The organism is Xanthomonas hortorum (assembly GCF_040279205.1).
Taxonomy (GTDB): Bacteria; Pseudomonadota; Gammaproteobacteria; order Xanthomonadales; family Xanthomonadaceae; genus Xanthomonas; species Xanthomonas hortorum_F.
Genome location: NZ_JBEOLS010000013.1, coordinates 80,521 through 95,883 on the forward strand (window position 1 = coordinate 80,521; position 15,363 = coordinate 95,883).

A 15,363-nucleotide genomic window follows, 5' to 3' on the forward strand; every position below is an offset into this window, starting at 1 on the left:
AATGACGGTCACCTGCGAAATGGACGCGCTGGGACGAGCACCGGACATCGGCCGCGAACGCGGTCTGCTGGGTCGCGCGCTGGTCACGGCAGGCGTCATCACCGACGAACAGCTGCGTTCTGCGCTGGCGTTGCAGCAACGCTGGAACTCGCGCCTGGGCGATGTGATCCTGGCCCAGCGCGGCGTGCCGGCGCAGCGGTTCTACGCCATCGTTGCCGCGCACTTCGGCCTTGCGTTCATCGATCTGGTACAGCAGCCGCCGGATCCGGACCTGCTCACCCCCGGCGATCTGGAAAGTTACGCGCAGCGCCTGCTGCTGCCGTGGCGTCGCGAAGACGGCGTGCTGGTGCTGGCCGTGGCCGATCCCGACCCGGCGGTGTTTGCCTGGGCGCGTGCGCATTATGGCGAAGACGTGCGCTTTGTCGGCACCGCCAAGTTCGACATCATCTGGAGCCTGCAGCGCTACGCCGACGAGCAGCTCACCGATAACGCACTGAACCTGCTCGCATCGCATGCGCCAACCTATTCGGCACGCCAGGTAGTCACGCGCGGGCAGAAGTACACGTTGTGGGCGATCGCTGCGGTGCTGTTGATCGCGATGGTGCTGTTCCCGGTGCCGGCCTTGATCACGCTTAACGTGCTGGTGGCGTTCGGCTTTCTGGCGACCTTCGGACTGAAACTGCTGCTGGTGTGGTTCGGCTCGCGCCACCGCATCGACATCAAGGTCACCGAGGACGAGGTGGCCGCGCTGCGCGATGACGACCTGCCGGTCTATACCGTGCTGGTGCCGATGTACAAGGAGCCGGAAGTCCTGCCGATCCTGGCCAACGCGCTGCGCAAGCTGGATTACCCGATCAGCAAGCTCGACGTGAAGCTGGTGCTGGAAGCGGACGATTTCGACACCATCGAGGCCGCCAAGAAACTCGGCCTGGAAGCGTTCTTCGAAATCATCCGGGTGCCGCCGTCGCAGCCCAAGACTAAGCCCAAGGCCTGCAACTACGCGCTGCATTTTGCGCGCGGCGAACTGCTCACCATCTACGACGCCGAAGACAAGCCCGAGCCGGATCAGCTCAAGCGCGTGGTGGCGGCATTCCGCAAGGCCGAGAAGGATGTGGTGTGCATCCAGGCGCGGCTGAACTACTACAACTCGGACGAAAATTGGCTGACGCGGATGTTCACGCTGGAGTACACGCTCTGGTTCGACTTCTACCTGCCGGCGCTGGAATACCTGCGCATCCCGATTCCGTTGGGCGGCACCTCCAACCACTTCCGTCTGGATGTGTTGCGTCAGGTGCGCGCCTGGGACCCGTACAACGTCACCGAAGACGCCGACCTGGGCGTGCGGCTGATCCAGAACGGCTACCGCGTCAACGTGGTCAACTCCACCACGTTCGAAGAAGCCAACGTCAGCATTCCCAACTGGATCCGGCAGCGTTCGCGCTGGCTCAAGGGCTACATGCAGACCTGGCTGGTGCACATGCGCGACCCGGTGCATCTGTATCGCAGCACCGGGTTCAAGGGGTTCTGGGGCTTTCAGTTCTTCATTGGCGGCAATTTCTTCATCGCGCTGGGCGTGCCGGTGATGTGGGCGTTGTGCCTGATCAGCGTGGTGAGCGGTGCGCGCGTGTTCGATGCGATCTTTCCGCCGTGGCTGGCCGCGATCTCGCTGGTCAATCTGCTGCTGGCCAATGCGTTCTTCATCTACGTCACGCTGGTGGCTGCGTTCAAGCGCGATTACTTCAAGCTGGCACCGTATGCGCTGACGGTGCCGTTCTACTGGGTGTTGCAGTCGATCGCCGCCTACAAGGGTCTCTGGCAGCTGATCCACAATCCATTCTATTGGGAGAAGACCACTCATGGCCTCAGCAAGCATTCGGAAAACGAGCGTCGCGCCGCACTCGACGAGTGAGTCGGTAACGCGGCGTCGCGACAGCGGGCTGCCAGCGTTTCTGGTGGCCGTGGTGGCGTTGTCGCTGCTGAGCCAGCCATTGCTGGTGCAGTCGGTAGGTACCGCCGCGATGGCGCCGGGTGCCGGCCTGCCGGCGACCGGGCTGCTGTCGTGGGCGATCGATCTCGGTGTGCACAGCTGGAACCTGCCGTTCCAGGTCTGGCCGTTCCTGGCAGTGGCCGCCAACGCGCTGTTCCTGTCGCTGCTGTGGCGTGATCTGGCCGGCGTGTTCGGGCGCGGCTGGGCCAGTGGTTTGACCCTGCTGGTGGGCTGCAATCCGCTGTTCCTGCTGCCGATCGCCGCAGGCGGAAGCCAGGCGGTGGGCCTACTGGCGTTCTACGGCTTGTGCCGCACCCTGCGCCGCCTGCAGACGCCGGTAGAGGCCTTCACCTATCTGCGCATCGCCGGCTGGTTGTGCATCCTGTTGTGCCTGGATCTGCAGACGCTGGCGCTGTCGACGATGGTGGCACCGTGGCTGCTGCTGGTGATGCCGCCGCAGATGCTGCGCAAGGCGCCGGGTTCGTTCTATCTGGTGTGCTATCTGCCGTTCGCGTTTCTGGTCGGCATGTGGGCCTACGTCAATCTGACCGTGTTCAACGCACCGTGGCCGACGCTGTCCAGCATCGGTCAGGGTGCGCATCCGCTGCCGTTGCCGCTGGCCGAGCATGCGCAAGGCTGGCTGCCGGCGGTGCGCTGGGGCGTGGCGGCGGTGGTCTGTTTCCCGGTGCTGGCGTTGCTGGCCCGCAGCCGCAGCAGTGCGCTCACGCGCGGCGTGCTGGCCAGTGCCGGCACCGTGATCTGTGCGACGGCACTGTCGTTCGCGTTCGGCTGGGCCGGGTTCGACGCCTTGCTGCTGCTGTGGGTGCCGGCAGCGTTGCTGCTGCGCGCACTGCATGCCGATCAGCGCAGCCAGGCCGCTGGCCTGCTGTTGCTGGGCCTGATCGGTGCGGCCTGGGTGCAGCCGCAGGGCTGGGGCAGCTGGATGCGTGCGGCGCCTGCCGATGCGCAATCCTTGCTGCAGGGCGAGGCGGTGGTCATGCGCGCGCCGGTATCGTTGCCGACCGGCGCGGCGGTGCCGGCAGCGGGCGCCATGCAGGCGCAACCCGCCGTGGCGACTGCTGCGGACGTGGCTGCACCCACGCAGCTCGCTGCCGGTGCCACCACGCCTGCTGCCACCGCGGCAATGGTGCAGCCGGACAAGAACACTGCGGTCATCGGTGCAATGGACTGCGCGCCCACCACGACCGCGTCCACCACCGAGGCATCCGCCACATGTTCAAACGCGTTCTGAGCGCCGCGTTGCTGGTCGGGGCGTGCATGCTCGCCAATGGCTGCAACGCGGATGCATCGACGTGGATGGGCGCCAACGTCAAGGTCTCGGCCAATGCGCCGTGGGAAAGCGAGGCGGCGGGGCAGTCGCTGGACGCGCTGGCCAAGACTGGCGCCAGCAAGGCGCTGCTGGTCGCATTTGTGTGGCAGGCCAACCCGCAGTCGAACGACCCGGTGCTGGGCAGCGACAGCAGCGTGGAGGCCATGCGCGCCGCGTTGCGGCAGAGCCGCCAGGCCGGTCTGCAGGCCACGCTCAAGGTGCATGTGTGGATTCCCGGGCATTGGGCCGGCGACACCGCGCCCACCGACCAGGCAGCCTGGTTTGCCGCGTATCAGAATGCGTTGCTGCCGTTGGCCAGACTGGCCGAAGACGAGCACGCTGAAGCGCTGGTGATCGGCACCGAACTGCGCAAGCTGCAGGACGCACCGCAGTGGCCCGGTCTGGTGGCGGAAGTGCGCAAGGTCTACCAAGGCAAGCTGCTGTACGTGGCCGACGGCATGGAGCACGCCGAAAGCTTCCGCTACTGGTCCTTGTTCGACGCGGTGGGCACCAGCCTGTATCCGCGTCTGTCCGAAGCGGCCGGCACGCGCACGGCAGAGATGAATGCTGCCGCGCAGCGCCTGCAGCAACTGGGCCAGCGCGTGGGCAAGCCGGTGTGGGTGGCAGAGCTGGGCTTGCGTTCTGCACGCGGCAGCCTGGCCGCGCCATGGGAGAGCCCGGAGCAACGCGCCGCTGCAGTGGACACCCGCCTGCAACTGCAGGTGTTGCAGCAGTGGCGCAAGGTGCTGCAGGCGCACGGCGTGGAAGGCATCGCGCTGTGGTGCTGGTACACCGACCCCAAGGCCGGCGGCCCGGGCGACAGCGACTTCACCGTGCAGGGCAAACCAGCGCAGCAGGTACTGGCGCGCTGAGCGATGGCGCCTGGCACTGTCCAAGGGAGTGCCGGGCGCAATTTCCGGGGTGAATTGCCGGAGTGACTCGCCAAGGGAAATCGCCAGGCGCACCGCCACTACGCAGCGCAGCGCTTCCCGAGGCATCGGCGGTTTGCACGCAGCGCGATCGCCGCTGCGGGCATAATCCGGCAGCATGATCATCCATTCGCTGCTCGACACCGACCTGTATAAATTCACCATGATGCAGGCGGTGCTGCATCAGCATCCGGCCGCGCAGGTCGACTACCGCTTCAAGTGCCGCACGCCCGGCGTGGATCTGGCCCAGTTCATCGACGAAATCTCGCGCGAGATCGATGCGCTGTGCCGGCTGCGGCTGCGCGAGGACGAGGTGGCCTATCTGCGCAGCCTGCGCTTCATCAAGCCGGATTTTGCCGACTTCCTAGCGCTGTTTCATCTGGATCGCAAGTATCTGCAGCTGTCGGCCTCGACCACCCATCCGGGCGAGATCGAGCTGACCATCCGTGGCCCGTGGCTGCACACCATCCTGTTCGAAGTGCCATTGCTGGCGATCATCAACGAGGTGTGGTTCCGCAATACCTCCGAGCCGGATTTCGAGCAAGGCCGCAGCCGCCTGCGCGAGAAGGTGAGCAGCCTGCGCAGCATGCCCGCCGGCTGCAAGATCGCCGACTACGGTACCCGTCGCCGCTATTCGCAGCAGTGGCATGGCGAGTTGCTGCCGTTGCTGCGCGACGGCCTGGGCGAACAGTTCGTCGGCACCAGCAACGTCTATTTCGCCAAGCATTACGGCCTGACCCCGCTGGGCACGATGGCGCACGAGTATCTGCAAGCCTTCCAGGCGCTGGGGCCGCGGCTGCGCGATTCGCAGGTGGCGGCGCTGGAATCGTGGGCGCGCGAGTACCGCGGCGATCTGGGCATCGCGTTGTCCGACGTGGTCGGGCTGGACGCGTTTCTGCGCGATTTCGACCTGTATTTCTGCAAGTTGTTCGACGGCATGCGGCATGATTCGGGCGACCCGTTCGACTGGGGCGAGCGGGTCATTGCGCACTTCCAGGCGCACCGCATCGACCCTGCGACCAAAGTGCTGGTGTTCAGCGATGGCCTCAACATCGACAAAGTGATGCGGCTGTACGCGCACTTCCACACCCGCTGCCGGCTGGCGTTCGGCGTGGGCACCAGCCTCACCAACGACCTGGGGCCGACGCCGCTGCAGATCGTGATCAAGATGGTCCGCTGCAATGGCCAGCCGGTGGCAAAGCTCAGCGATTCGCCCGGCAAGAGCATGTGCGACGACCCCGGCTACCTGCGCTATCTGCGCGATGTGTTCGGGCTGCCGCCGGTGCCGGAATCAGCGTGATGCAGATAAACGAACGGCGCCTTTCGGCGCCGCTCGCATCACATGCAGTGACTCTTGCTGATTACGGACGCACCTTGGTGGCGCAGACGAACACCGACGCCTGTTGCACGCGGCTGATGGCGCCCTGGTTCTGCAATTCGCGCGCGTGCTCGTCCATGCAGGTCAGGTAACCGAGACGGTTGCCCGCGTTCTGGGTCTTGCACAGACTGCTTTCGGCCGAGATGTTCGCGCCGGGAATCAACCCGCCGGTCTCCAGCGTCGGCACCAGCGTGTTGCAGCTGCCGAGCTTGGCCAGCCCGCGGTTCAAGGTCCACCCGATATCGGCAAACATCGCCGGGGTCAGGTCGATGTTGAGCTGCGCCTGCACTTCCGGTGTGTCGAACGGTTCCATCAACGCGTTCGGCTGCAGATCGGTATCGAAGTGCGAGAACGTCGAACCGCCGGCCACCACGCTGGGCGCGTACAAGCGTGTACGGCCTTCGCTGTCGGTGCCCTGCAACAGCTCGGGATCTTCGTACAACGCCGCGACCACGGCGGTGCTGCTCTTCAGACGCGCACCATCGGCCTGCGACACCATGATCGCCGGGATGGTGATGTCGGTGATCGGCGGCGCGGCATTGCCCATGGTCTGCACGCCCGCTGCGTTGTTGGCAACGATCACACCGACCGCGCCGTTGAGCTGGGCATTCTTCACCTTGATCGCGAACGCGCAGGTGCCACGGTCGATCAGCGCCACCTTGCCGGCCACAGCAGCCGCATTGGCGAACGGCGTCTCGCAGCCATCGCCGGCCGACGGTGCCGCCACGCCATCGTTGACCGTCACCACCGACTTGGCCGGGAAATTGGCCGCACTGGCCAGCGGCCCGAAGCTGGCAAACCCCACCTCGTACTTGCCGGCTGCGCTGGCCGGTGCGGTGACCCGCAGTAAGGTGCGCGGATCCAGGATCAACGCCGCCTCGCGGTTGACGCGCGTGCCCGCCCACACCGTACGACCCGGCGTGCGCATCGCTTCGGCACGCAGCGCGTTGGTCATGGTCGGGTCGTCGAACCGCTTGTTCTGCACGTTGTCGTAGGCCTGCGCGGTGTAGACGTCGGTCAGGCCGGTGCCTGAGCCGAGCACACCAGTGGTCTTGTTGAGGAAACCCGCCGCACCCAGACCGTGGCCGATTTCATGCATCACCACATTGAGGAAGTTGATCTGGCCTTCGGGCGTCTTGCCGTCCAGACCCAGATACCAGCCCGAGCCGGCCAGGCAATCTTCCTTGCCCAGGTCGCCGTTGAATTGCGAAAACACGTCGGCCGGATCGTTCGGATCGGGCACCAGATCCTGCCCTGCGATCGCATCGCCCAACGCGGACGGATACAGCGTATTGGGCTTGGAACCGGGGAAATCGTTGACGATCCAGTTCGGGCCGGCCTGACCCAGCGTGCCGCCGGTGGCGGTACAGGTCAGCCGCGCGAACGAGGCATACACCTTGATCTCGACGTTGCTCTGCAGCACCGCACCCCACAGGTCCATGGCGTACTGGTAGGCGATGCGGCGCTGTTCGCCCACCGAGCGCCCGGGATTGCCACCCAGAGGCGCTGCGGTGGTGGGATCGTTCAAGCCGACGCTGGTGCCGGCATCGCCATTGATCAGCGTGACGTTGGCGGCGCTTGCGTGCAGCGGCGCGATGGCGGCGGCCACGGCCAGAGACAACAGCAACAAGGGCTTATTCATGCGGCAGCGCTCCGTGCTCGGCGTGGGCGGGTTGGGTGTCGGCGTCGTCGCTGTGTTCGATGACGATGCGGCCATCGGCCTGACGGATCGCGGCCAGCGAACTCATCTGCGTGGCCGGCAGTTTGCGCGCCACGGTGCCGTTGGGCAGGCGTCGCTCAGTCGCGCGCGCGGCGGCTTCGGTCTGCGGAACCGTGGTGCGGGCAGCACTGCTGCGGGCCGACGACGCAGCCTGCTGATCCAGCGCCGCGCTCTCGGCGTCGGTCAGCGGGCGCAGCTTGCCGGTGGCGGGGTCGATACCGACCTTGGAACTGCTGGTTGCGGCCTCTTGCGCGACGGCCAGGGCCGGCAGGCAGACAACACACAACACGCCGGACAGCATCCATCCGGGCTTGCGAAAGCTCATCATCGTTGGGGTTTCCTTGAGTCCAACAGGGGAAAAGGGATGCCGTGCAGACACCGGCATTCGGGGGATCCTTCCGTTTCAGTCTGTTCATGACTGAATCATGAATCCGTGACTTGTGTCAATCTTTTGACATACAAGCCCCTGAATGCGAAGCGGTGACCTGAAACAGTCAGTCAGTCGCTTGCCATGGGATATTTTCCTGAGTTCCCAACATCAGTTGGGCCCGAATTGGTCGAATTTTTGACGCGAGCCGAGTGCTGGGCGGCTGGTGTGCGGCTGATGAACAGCAAGCCGGCTTTGGTCCGTGCAACGCCTTGCATCGACGACGCTGTCTCCGTCACTCCAGCCAGCAGGCCAAGGCTCCGACAGCAGATTCCTTCTCCCATCGGGAGAAGGTGCCCCGCAGGGGCGGATGAGGGTACTAGCGAAGCCCGTCTCCGCCGGGAGAAGGAAACCGAGCCAGGCAGCCAACTGAGATCAAAACGCGAAGTGCCAACGCAGCGGTATCCGATGTCACAGCTGCGAATCCGCCAATCCCCAATCCCGAACCTCACCTACGCCTACCGAACAGGTTCTAAAATCCTGTCACGTTTTCCGGGAGCAGCTAGATGATTCGCGAGATTATCCGCATGGGCGACAAACGCCTGCTGCGCGTGGCGCCACCGGTCACCAACCTGGGCAGCGCCGAGCTGCGCACCTTGGTGGCCGATATGTTCGAGACCATGGACGATGCGCGCGGTGTGGGTCTGGCCGCACCGCAGATCGCGGTGGATCTGCAATTGATGGTGTTCGGTTTCGAGGCCAGCGAACGCTACCCCGAAGCGCCGGCAGTGCCGCGCACCGCATTGGCGAATGCGCAGATCGAACCGCTGTCGGAGGAGATGGAAAACGGGTGGGAAGGCTGCCTGTCCATTCCCGGATTGCGCGCAGTGATCCCACGCTATCGCTTCATCCGTTATCGCGGCTTTGCACCCGATGGCAGCCCGATCGAGCGCGAGGCCGAAGGCTTCCACGCGCGCGTGGTGCAGCACGAATACGATCACTTGGTCGGCCGGCTATATCCCTCGCGCATCGAAAACTTCGACACCTTCGGCTTCGAAGACGTGCTGTCTTACGAGCTGTAACGCAGCGACCAACGGTGCGCTCCACCCTCGACGATGCGGTTTGTCGACGCGATACGCCACTGCACTCCGCACGTAAAAAGGGCGCCTTTCGGCGCCCTTAGTCTTACGAGTGGCTGACAAAACGTAGCGAGCAGTCGCTGGCGGTGAGCGCAGCCGTTTTGTTGGCCGCTCTTGCTTACTTCAGCGCCTTGAAGCGCAGACGCTTGGGACCGGCGTCGTCGCCCATGCGGCGCTTCTTGTCTTCTTCGTACTCGCGGTAGTTGCCCTGGAAGAACTCCACGTGCGAGTCGCCTTCGAAGGCGATGATGTGCGTGGCGATGCGATCCAGGAACCAGCGATCATGCGAAATCACGAAGGTGTTGCCGGGGAATTCCAGCAACGCATCTTCCAGCGCACGCAGTGTTTCGATGTCCAGATCGTTGGACGGTTCGTCGAGCAGCAGCACGTTGCCGCCCTGCAACAGCGTCTTGGCCATGTGCAGACGACCGCGCTCACCGCCGGACAGCGAGCCGACCATCTTCTGCTGGTCCTGGCCCTTGAAGTTGAAGCGGCCGATGTAGGCGCGCGACTGGATCTCCACGCCATTGATGTTGAGGATGTCCAGGCCGCCGGCGATTTCCTGGAACACGTTGTGGTTGCCTTCCAGCTTGTCGCGGCTCTGGTCCACGTAGGCCAGCTTCACGGTCGGCCCGAGCATGATCTCGCCCGAATCCGGGGTCTCCATGCCGGTGATCATCTTGAACAGGGTCGACTTACCGGCACCGTTGGGGCCGATGATGCCGACGATCGCGCCACCGGGCACCAGGAAGCTCAGATTGTCGATCAGCAGGCGGTCGCCGAACTTCTTGGTGACGTTCTTGAACTCGAGCACCGCATTGCCCAGGCGCTCGCCCGGCGGAATGAAGATCTCGTTGGTCTCGTTGCGGCGCTGGTAATCCACCGACTGCAGTTCTTCCAGCCGGGCCAGACGCGCCTTGCCCTTGGTGCGGCCGCCTTTGGCGTTCTGCCGCGACCATTCCAGTTCCTTCTGGATCGCCTTCTGGCGTGACTTTTCCTGGTTGTCTTCCTGCTTGAGGCGCTCGTCCTTCTGGGTCAGCCAGTCGGTGTAGTTGCCCTTCCACGGGATGCCGCGGCCGCGGTCCAGTTCCAGGATCCACTCGGCGGCGTTGTCCAGGAAGTAGCGATCATGCGTCACCGCCACCACGGTGCCGGTGTAGCGCGCCAGGAACTGTTCCAGCCATTCCACCGACTCGGCGTCCAGATGGTTGGTCGGTTCGTCGAGCAGTAGCATGTCCGGCTTCTGCAGCAGCAGGCGGCACAACGCCACGCGGCGCTTTTCGCCACCGGACAGCGGGCCGATCAGCGCTTCCCACGGCGGCAGACGCAGCGCGTCGGCGGCCACTTCCAGCTGCTGTTCGACCATGTGCGCATCGCCGGCAGCCAGGATGGCTTCCAGGCGCTGCTGTTCGGCGGCCAGCTTGTCGAAGTCGGCGCCTTCCTCGGCGTAGGCTTCATAGATCTTGTCCAGCGCGGCCTGGGCCTGCAGCACTTCGCCGACGCCTTCTTCCACCGCCTGACGCACGGTGTGCTCGGGGTTGAGTTCGGGTTCCTGCGCCAGATAGCCGACCTTGATGCCGGCCTGCGGGCGCGCTTCGCCGCTGAAATCGGTGTCCACGCCGGCCATGATCTTCAGCACGGTCGATTTACCCGAGCCGTTCAGGCCGAGCAGGCCGATCTTGGCGCCCGGGAAGAACGACAGCGAGATGTCCTTGATGATCTGGCGCTTCGGCGGCACCGTCTTGCTGACGCCGTTCATGGTGTAAATGTATTGCGACATGGGGACTCCGTGGACGCAGGCAGCCCGCCGGCCGAGGCCGGAGGCAGCGGAAAAGGGATTGCGCCGATTATACGGGCAAGTGCCTTGGCACGCGGGCGCAGGGTTGCGGCTAAACGGCAGCTTACTTGTCACCTGGATAGGCGTTTTCGTAACCGATTCCAGCAAGAAAGCGTTAAGGCGCCGGGCGCATTAATGCAGTTGCGACATCGCAAACAGGAGCTGTCATGAACCGCAAACGCATCGTTACCGTTGTGCTTTCCTCCATCCTGGCGCTTGGCTCCGTGGTACCGGCCGCATTCGCCGGAGACTGGGACCGCGACCACGATCGCCGCGGCCATGACCGCGGCCGCGATCATGGCCGCGACTGGCGTAATGATCGTCGCGACGACCGTCGTGAGTGGCGGGACGACCGCCAGGCCGACCGCCGCGACTGGCGCCAGGACCGCCGCTACTACGGCAATGGCTACCGCGAGGGCTATCGCGACGCGCGGTACCGTGATCGCTACTACGACCGTCGCGGCTATACCTATGTCCCGGCCCCGGTGTATTACGGCCGTCCGGCCTATGTGCGCGGTCACCGCTACCAGGGCCCGATTTACGTGGTCAACGATTACGACCGCTACAACCTGCGCTACCCGCCGCGCGGCTATCGCTGGCAGCGCGACAACACCGGTAATTTCCTGCTGGTGGCCATCGCGACCGGCGTGATCGCCGATCTGGTGCTCAACAACTAAGCCTCGGCAATGGCTTGACCCGGCCCAGCCCAGCAAGCAGGCAGGGCATCACACAAAGGCGCACGTGAAGTGCGCCTTTGTTGTTTTTAGGCCCGGACAGGCCCGGGCAAGCGTGGCCCGTGACCGCATCGCAATTGGTCACCTGTCCGCCCGGGGCTTACAATCTGCGCCCCTACTGGCAACAGCTGCCCCGGAGCTCTGCATGTTCTCGCGCGACGTCCGACTGGAAACCTACGACCCCGAACTGGCCAAGGCCATCGCCGACGAAGCCGGCCGCCAGGAGGATCACGTCGAGCTGATCGCCAGCGAAAACTATTGCAGCCCGCTGGTGATGGAAGCCCAGGGCAGCCAGCTGACCAACAAATACGCCGAAGGCTATCCGGGCAAGCGCTATTACGGTGGCTGCGAGTTCGTCGACATCGCCGAGCAGCTGGCGATCGAGCGCATCAAGCAGGTGTTCGGAGCGGGCTCCACGGAAGATATGTATGCGAACGTGCAGCCGCATAGCGGTTCGCAGGCCAACCAGGCGGTGTATCTGGCGCTGCTGCAGCCCGGCGACACCATTCTGGGCATGAGCCTGGCGCATGGCGGCCACCTGACCCACGGGGCAAAGGTCAATGTCTCCGGCAAGCTGTTCAACGCCGTGCAGTACGGCGTCAACGAGCAGGGCCTGATCGACTATGACGAAGTCCAGCGATTGGCCACCGAACACAAGCCGAAGATGGTCGTGGCGGGTTTCTCGGCGTATTCGCAGAAGATCGATTGGGCGCGCTTCCGCGCCATCGCCGACAGTGTCGGTGCGTATCTGTTCGTGGACATGGCGCATGTGGCCGGCCTGGTCGCCGCCGGTGTGTATCCGAGCCCGATGGAGCATGCGCACGTGGTCACCTCGACCACGCACAAGACCCTGCGCGGCCCGCGTGGCGGCATCATCGTGGCCAAGGGCGCGAGCGAAGAGCTGCAGAAGAAACTGCAGTCGATCGTGTTCCCGGGCATCCAGGGCGGCCCGCTGATGCATGTCATCGCGGCCAAGGCGGTGGCGTTCAAGGAAGCGCTGGAACCTGCGTTCAAGGCCTACCAGCAGCAGGTGGTTAAGAACGCCCAGGCCATGGCCAACACGCTGATCGCGCGCGGCTACAAGATCGTCTCCGGCGGTACCGAAAACCATCTGATGCTGGTCGACATGATCGGCCGCGACGTGTCCGGCAAGGACGCAGAAGCCGCGCTCGGCAAGGCCCACATCACCGTCAACAAGAACGCAGTGCCCAACGACCCGCGTTCGCCGTTCGTCACCTCCGGCCTGCGCCTGGGCACCCCGGCGATTACCACCCGCGGTTATCTGGAACAGGACAGCATCGATCTGGCCAACTGGATCGCCGACGTGCTCGACGCTCCCACCGACGAAGCGGTGCTGGCGAAGGTGCGCGACGCGGTGACTGCGCAGTGCAAGAAGTATCCGGTGTATGGCTGAGGTGCCGGGATTGGTGATTCGGGATTGGGGATGCGCGGCAAGCGCGTCCTTGCTCCTGCTGTTGCCAATCCCTAATCCCCACTTCCCACTCCCGGCGCCCTGATGCACTGCCCCTTTTGCCAGCACAACGACACCCGCGTGATCGATTCGCGCGTGTCCGAAGACGGCACGACGATTCGTCGCCGCCGCGAGTGCGAGGCCTGCGGCGAGCGTTTCAGCACGTTGGAGACGATCGAACTCAAGCTGCCCACCGTGGTCAAGAGCGACGGTGGGCGCGAGGCGTTCGATGCGCGCAAGTTGCGCACCAGTTTCGACCGCGCGCTGCAGAAGCGTCCGGTGTCCGAAGAACAGATCGAGGCGGCCGTGCGTGCGGTGGTGCATCAGCTGCGCATGTCCGGCGAGCGCGAAGTGGGCTCGCTGCGGGTGGGCGAATACGTGATGGTCGAGCTACGCAAGCTCGATCACGTGGGCTATGTGCGCTTTGCCTCGGTGTATCGCAGCTTCCAGGACGTGGCCGATTTCCGCGAGGAAATCGAAAAGCTCGAACGCGAACTTCCGGTCGGCATCGAGCAGTTGCCGCTGCTGGAAGCGGCGTTGGAGCGCGCCGGCAAGCCCGGCAAGCGGTGAACGCGTTACGCATCGCCTGTGTGGCCGACACGCCGGAGCATCTGCCGGCCATCGCGCAGGCGCATCTGCAGGCCTTCGGCAGTCTGTTGCCGGACTGGGATTTCGATGAGGCATTGCGCGAGTTGCGCAGCCACACCCGCGACGGGGTGATCCCGACGACGTGGGTGGCGCTTGATCAGGCGCAGTGGCTTGGCTCGGTGAGCCTGCTGGAGAACGACGACGCGCGTATCCGGCAATGGTCGCCGTGGCTGGCATCGCTGTACGTGCAGCCACAGGCGCGCGGGCAGGGCATCGGCGAAGCGCTGGTTGCGCATTGCGTGCAAGCCGCCGCGCAATTGGGCGTGATTGCGTTGTACCTGTATTGCCAACCGGTGCTGGTGCCGTTTTATCAGCGGTTGGGCTGGCAGACGCATGCGGAATTATTGCTGGGGCCGATGCAGATCGTGGTGATGTGCATCGAACCGCACACGGCACTGCAATGAGCGCAACGGCCGACGACCACCGCTGGATGGCGCAGGCACTGCGTTTGGCCGAGCGTGGTGCGTACACCACGCGCCCCAACCCGATGGTGGGCTGTGTGATCGTGCGCGATGGCGTGTGCGTGGGCGAAGGGTTTCATCAACGCGCCGGTGGCCCGCACGCGGAAGTGTTCGCGTTGCGTGCAGCCGGAGAGCTGGCGCGCGGTGCCACCGCCTATGTGACCTTGGAGCCGTGCGCGCATTACGGGCGCACGCCGCCGTGTGCATTGGCCTTGATCGCCGCAGGGGTGACGCGTGTGGTCGCGGCGATGGCCGACCCGTTTCCGCAGGTCAATGGCGGCGGTTTTGTGTTGCTGCGCGAAGCCGGGATCGAGGTGCTTAGCGGTGTCCTGCAAACACAGGCACGCGTGCTCAATCAGGGGTTTCTGTCGCGGGTGGAACGTGGCCGGCCGTGGTTGCGGGTCAAGCTCGGCGCCAGCCTGGATGGGCGAACCGCACTGGCCAGCGGCGAGTCTAAATGGATCACCGGCGCGGACGCGCGTGCGGATGTGCAGCGCTGGCGCGCGCGCGCCGGCGCGATTCTCACTGGCGCAGGCACGGTGCTGGCGGACGATCCCTCCATGACCGTGCGGCTGGGCGACGACACGCCTTTCGTGCCGCCGTTACGCGTGGTGCTCGATGCCGGATTGCGGACGTTGGCGTGCAAGAACATTCGTCGAGGTGATACACCGACGTTATATGTGCATGGCGATGATGTCGTGCCGCCGTCGCTCGACGATGCACAGTTCGTTGCGATGCCGCTGCACGCCGGCCGCTTCGATCTGTCTGCCGTTTTGGCGTCGCTCGCCGAACGCGGGATCAACGAGGTGCATGTGGAAGCCGGCGCGACGCTGAGCGGTGCATTGCTGCACGCCGGCGTGGTCGACGAACTGCTGGTCTACATGGCGCCGGTTTTACTAGGCGATACCGCCAGACCGCTGCTCGCCGGACTCGGCATCGAAACGATGGCGCAGCGTCATTCCTTGCAACTACTCGACGTGCGCCAGCTCGGTCAGGATCTACGATTGCGTTACGTGCCACTTACCGCCGAGTGAGTGCTGCATAGCGCGCTCGATGTCTCGCGGCGGATCACCTTGCACGTGTCGCTTGATATGGTTTTTGGCTTGCGGGTGCAAGGCGTCGTGCAGGAGGTAGAAGCTCCGGGTTGCCGCAATGACTTCGGTTTGCCAGCGCGAAGTTTCTCGTTTCGTAAGAACGTTGCGCGGATCAGTTGTGGAGCGTTGATCTGCTACCTCGCTGCAGGGCCCTTGCCCGCCCACCATCGCGGGACACGCCGCAAGTACGTCCGTGTAGCAACTGTGTTGATCAGGGCCTCAACCCGCGACCTTTGAGCGGTTTCCTTCAGGCGCGTTCATCGGTAGG

At 64.6% G+C, this 15,363-nt stretch carries 13 protein-coding genes; 10 read left to right on the forward strand and 3 right to left on the reverse strand.

The features are described from left to right. The first annotated feature begins 1 nt into the window (after position 1). From ABS769_RS07990 to pncB, 4 genes are all read left to right on the forward strand, one after another. Positions 2 to 1,909 (forward strand): glycosyltransferase family 2 protein, encoded by a 1,908-nt coding sequence (locus ABS769_RS07990; RefSeq protein WP_317059963.1) that lies wholly within the window; start codon positions 2 to 4, stop codon positions 1,907 to 1,909. Positions 1,910 to 1,958: 49 nt separating this feature from the next. Then, positions 1,959 to 3,239 (forward strand): hypothetical protein, encoded by a 1,281-nt coding sequence (locus tag ABS769_RS07995; protein ID WP_317060106.1) that lies wholly within the window; start codon positions 1,959 to 1,961, stop codon positions 3,237 to 3,239. Further along, complete coding sequence (locus tag ABS769_RS08000; protein WP_317059962.1) at positions 3,221 to 4,189, forward strand: glycoside hydrolase family 113; 969 nt, start codon at positions 3,221 to 3,223, stop codon at positions 4,187 to 4,189. Before ABS769_RS07995 ends, ABS769_RS08000 begins: the two co-directional genes overlap by 19 nt. 175 nt (positions 4,190 to 4,364) lie before the next feature. Then, positions 4,365 to 5,546 (forward strand): nicotinate phosphoribosyltransferase, encoded by a 1,182-nt coding sequence (gene pncB, locus ABS769_RS08005; RefSeq protein WP_317059961.1) that lies wholly within the window; start codon positions 4,365 to 4,367, stop codon positions 5,544 to 5,546. Positions 5,547 to 5,607: 61 nt separating this feature from the next. Here pncB and ABS769_RS08010 read toward each other — a convergent pair whose 3' ends face one another. Beyond that, on the reverse strand, positions 5,608 to 7,266 hold the full coding sequence (locus tag ABS769_RS08010; RefSeq protein WP_183086891.1) for a PA domain-containing protein: 1,659 nt from the start codon (positions 7,264 to 7,266) through the stop codon (positions 5,608 to 5,610). Next, on the reverse strand, positions 7,259 to 7,672 hold the full coding sequence (locus ABS769_RS08015; RefSeq protein ID WP_317059959.1) for a post-PEP-CTERM-1 domain-containing protein: 414 nt from the start codon (positions 7,670 to 7,672) through the stop codon (positions 7,259 to 7,261). Before ABS769_RS08015 ends, ABS769_RS08010 begins: the two co-directional genes overlap by 8 nt. Positions 7,673 to 8,277: 605 nt before the next feature. Here ABS769_RS08015 and def point away from each other — a divergent pair. Then, entirely contained in the window at positions 8,278 to 8,793 is a 516-nt protein-coding gene (def, locus tag ABS769_RS08020; RefSeq protein ID WP_006452558.1) for a peptide deformylase, read from the forward strand. Positions 8,794 to 8,968: 175 nt separating this feature from the next. On the opposite strand, the gene ettA is transcribed toward def, so the two are convergent. Beyond that, complete coding sequence (gene ettA, locus ABS769_RS08025; protein ID WP_317059958.1) at positions 8,969 to 10,630, reverse strand: energy-dependent translational throttle protein EttA; 1,662 nt, start codon at positions 10,628 to 10,630, stop codon at positions 8,969 to 8,971. 224 nt (positions 10,631 to 10,854) lie between these two features. Here ettA and ABS769_RS08030 point away from each other — a divergent pair, with 224 nt between their 5' ends. From ABS769_RS08030 to ribD, 5 genes are all read left to right on the forward strand, one after another. Continuing rightward, the gene (locus ABS769_RS08030; protein WP_317059957.1) at positions 10,855 to 11,364 is read left to right on the forward strand and encodes an RcnB family protein; all 510 of its coding nucleotides are present in this window, start codon (positions 10,855 to 10,857) and stop codon (positions 11,362 to 11,364) included. A 202-nt stretch (positions 11,365 to 11,566) separates the two neighbouring features. Next, a complete protein-coding gene (gene glyA, locus ABS769_RS08035) occupies positions 11,567 to 12,835 on the forward strand; it encodes a serine hydroxymethyltransferase (protein ID WP_317059956.1) in 1,269 nt (422 codons plus the stop codon). 102 nt (positions 12,836 to 12,937) lie between these two features. After that, positions 12,938 to 13,462: a transcriptional regulator NrdR gene (gene nrdR, locus ABS769_RS08040; RefSeq protein WP_006453216.1), complete on the forward strand. Its 525-nt coding sequence runs from the start codon at positions 12,938 to 12,940 to the stop codon at positions 13,460 to 13,462. Then, positions 13,459 to 13,944 carry a GNAT family N-acetyltransferase gene (locus ABS769_RS08045; RefSeq protein WP_317059955.1) on the forward strand — a complete coding sequence of 162 codons (486 nt, stop codon included), beginning with the start codon at positions 13,459 to 13,461 and terminating at the stop codon, positions 13,942 to 13,944. The genes nrdR and ABS769_RS08045 overlap by 4 nt, the downstream gene beginning before the upstream one ends. Continuing rightward, complete coding sequence (gene ribD, locus ABS769_RS08050; protein ID WP_317059953.1) at positions 13,941 to 15,035, forward strand: bifunctional diaminohydroxyphosphoribosylaminopyrimidine deaminase/5-amino-6-(5-phosphoribosylamino)uracil reductase RibD; 1,095 nt, start codon at positions 13,941 to 13,943, stop codon at positions 15,033 to 15,035. Before ABS769_RS08045 ends, ribD begins: the two co-directional genes overlap by 4 nt. Positions 15,036 to 15,363 lie beyond the last annotated feature (328 nt).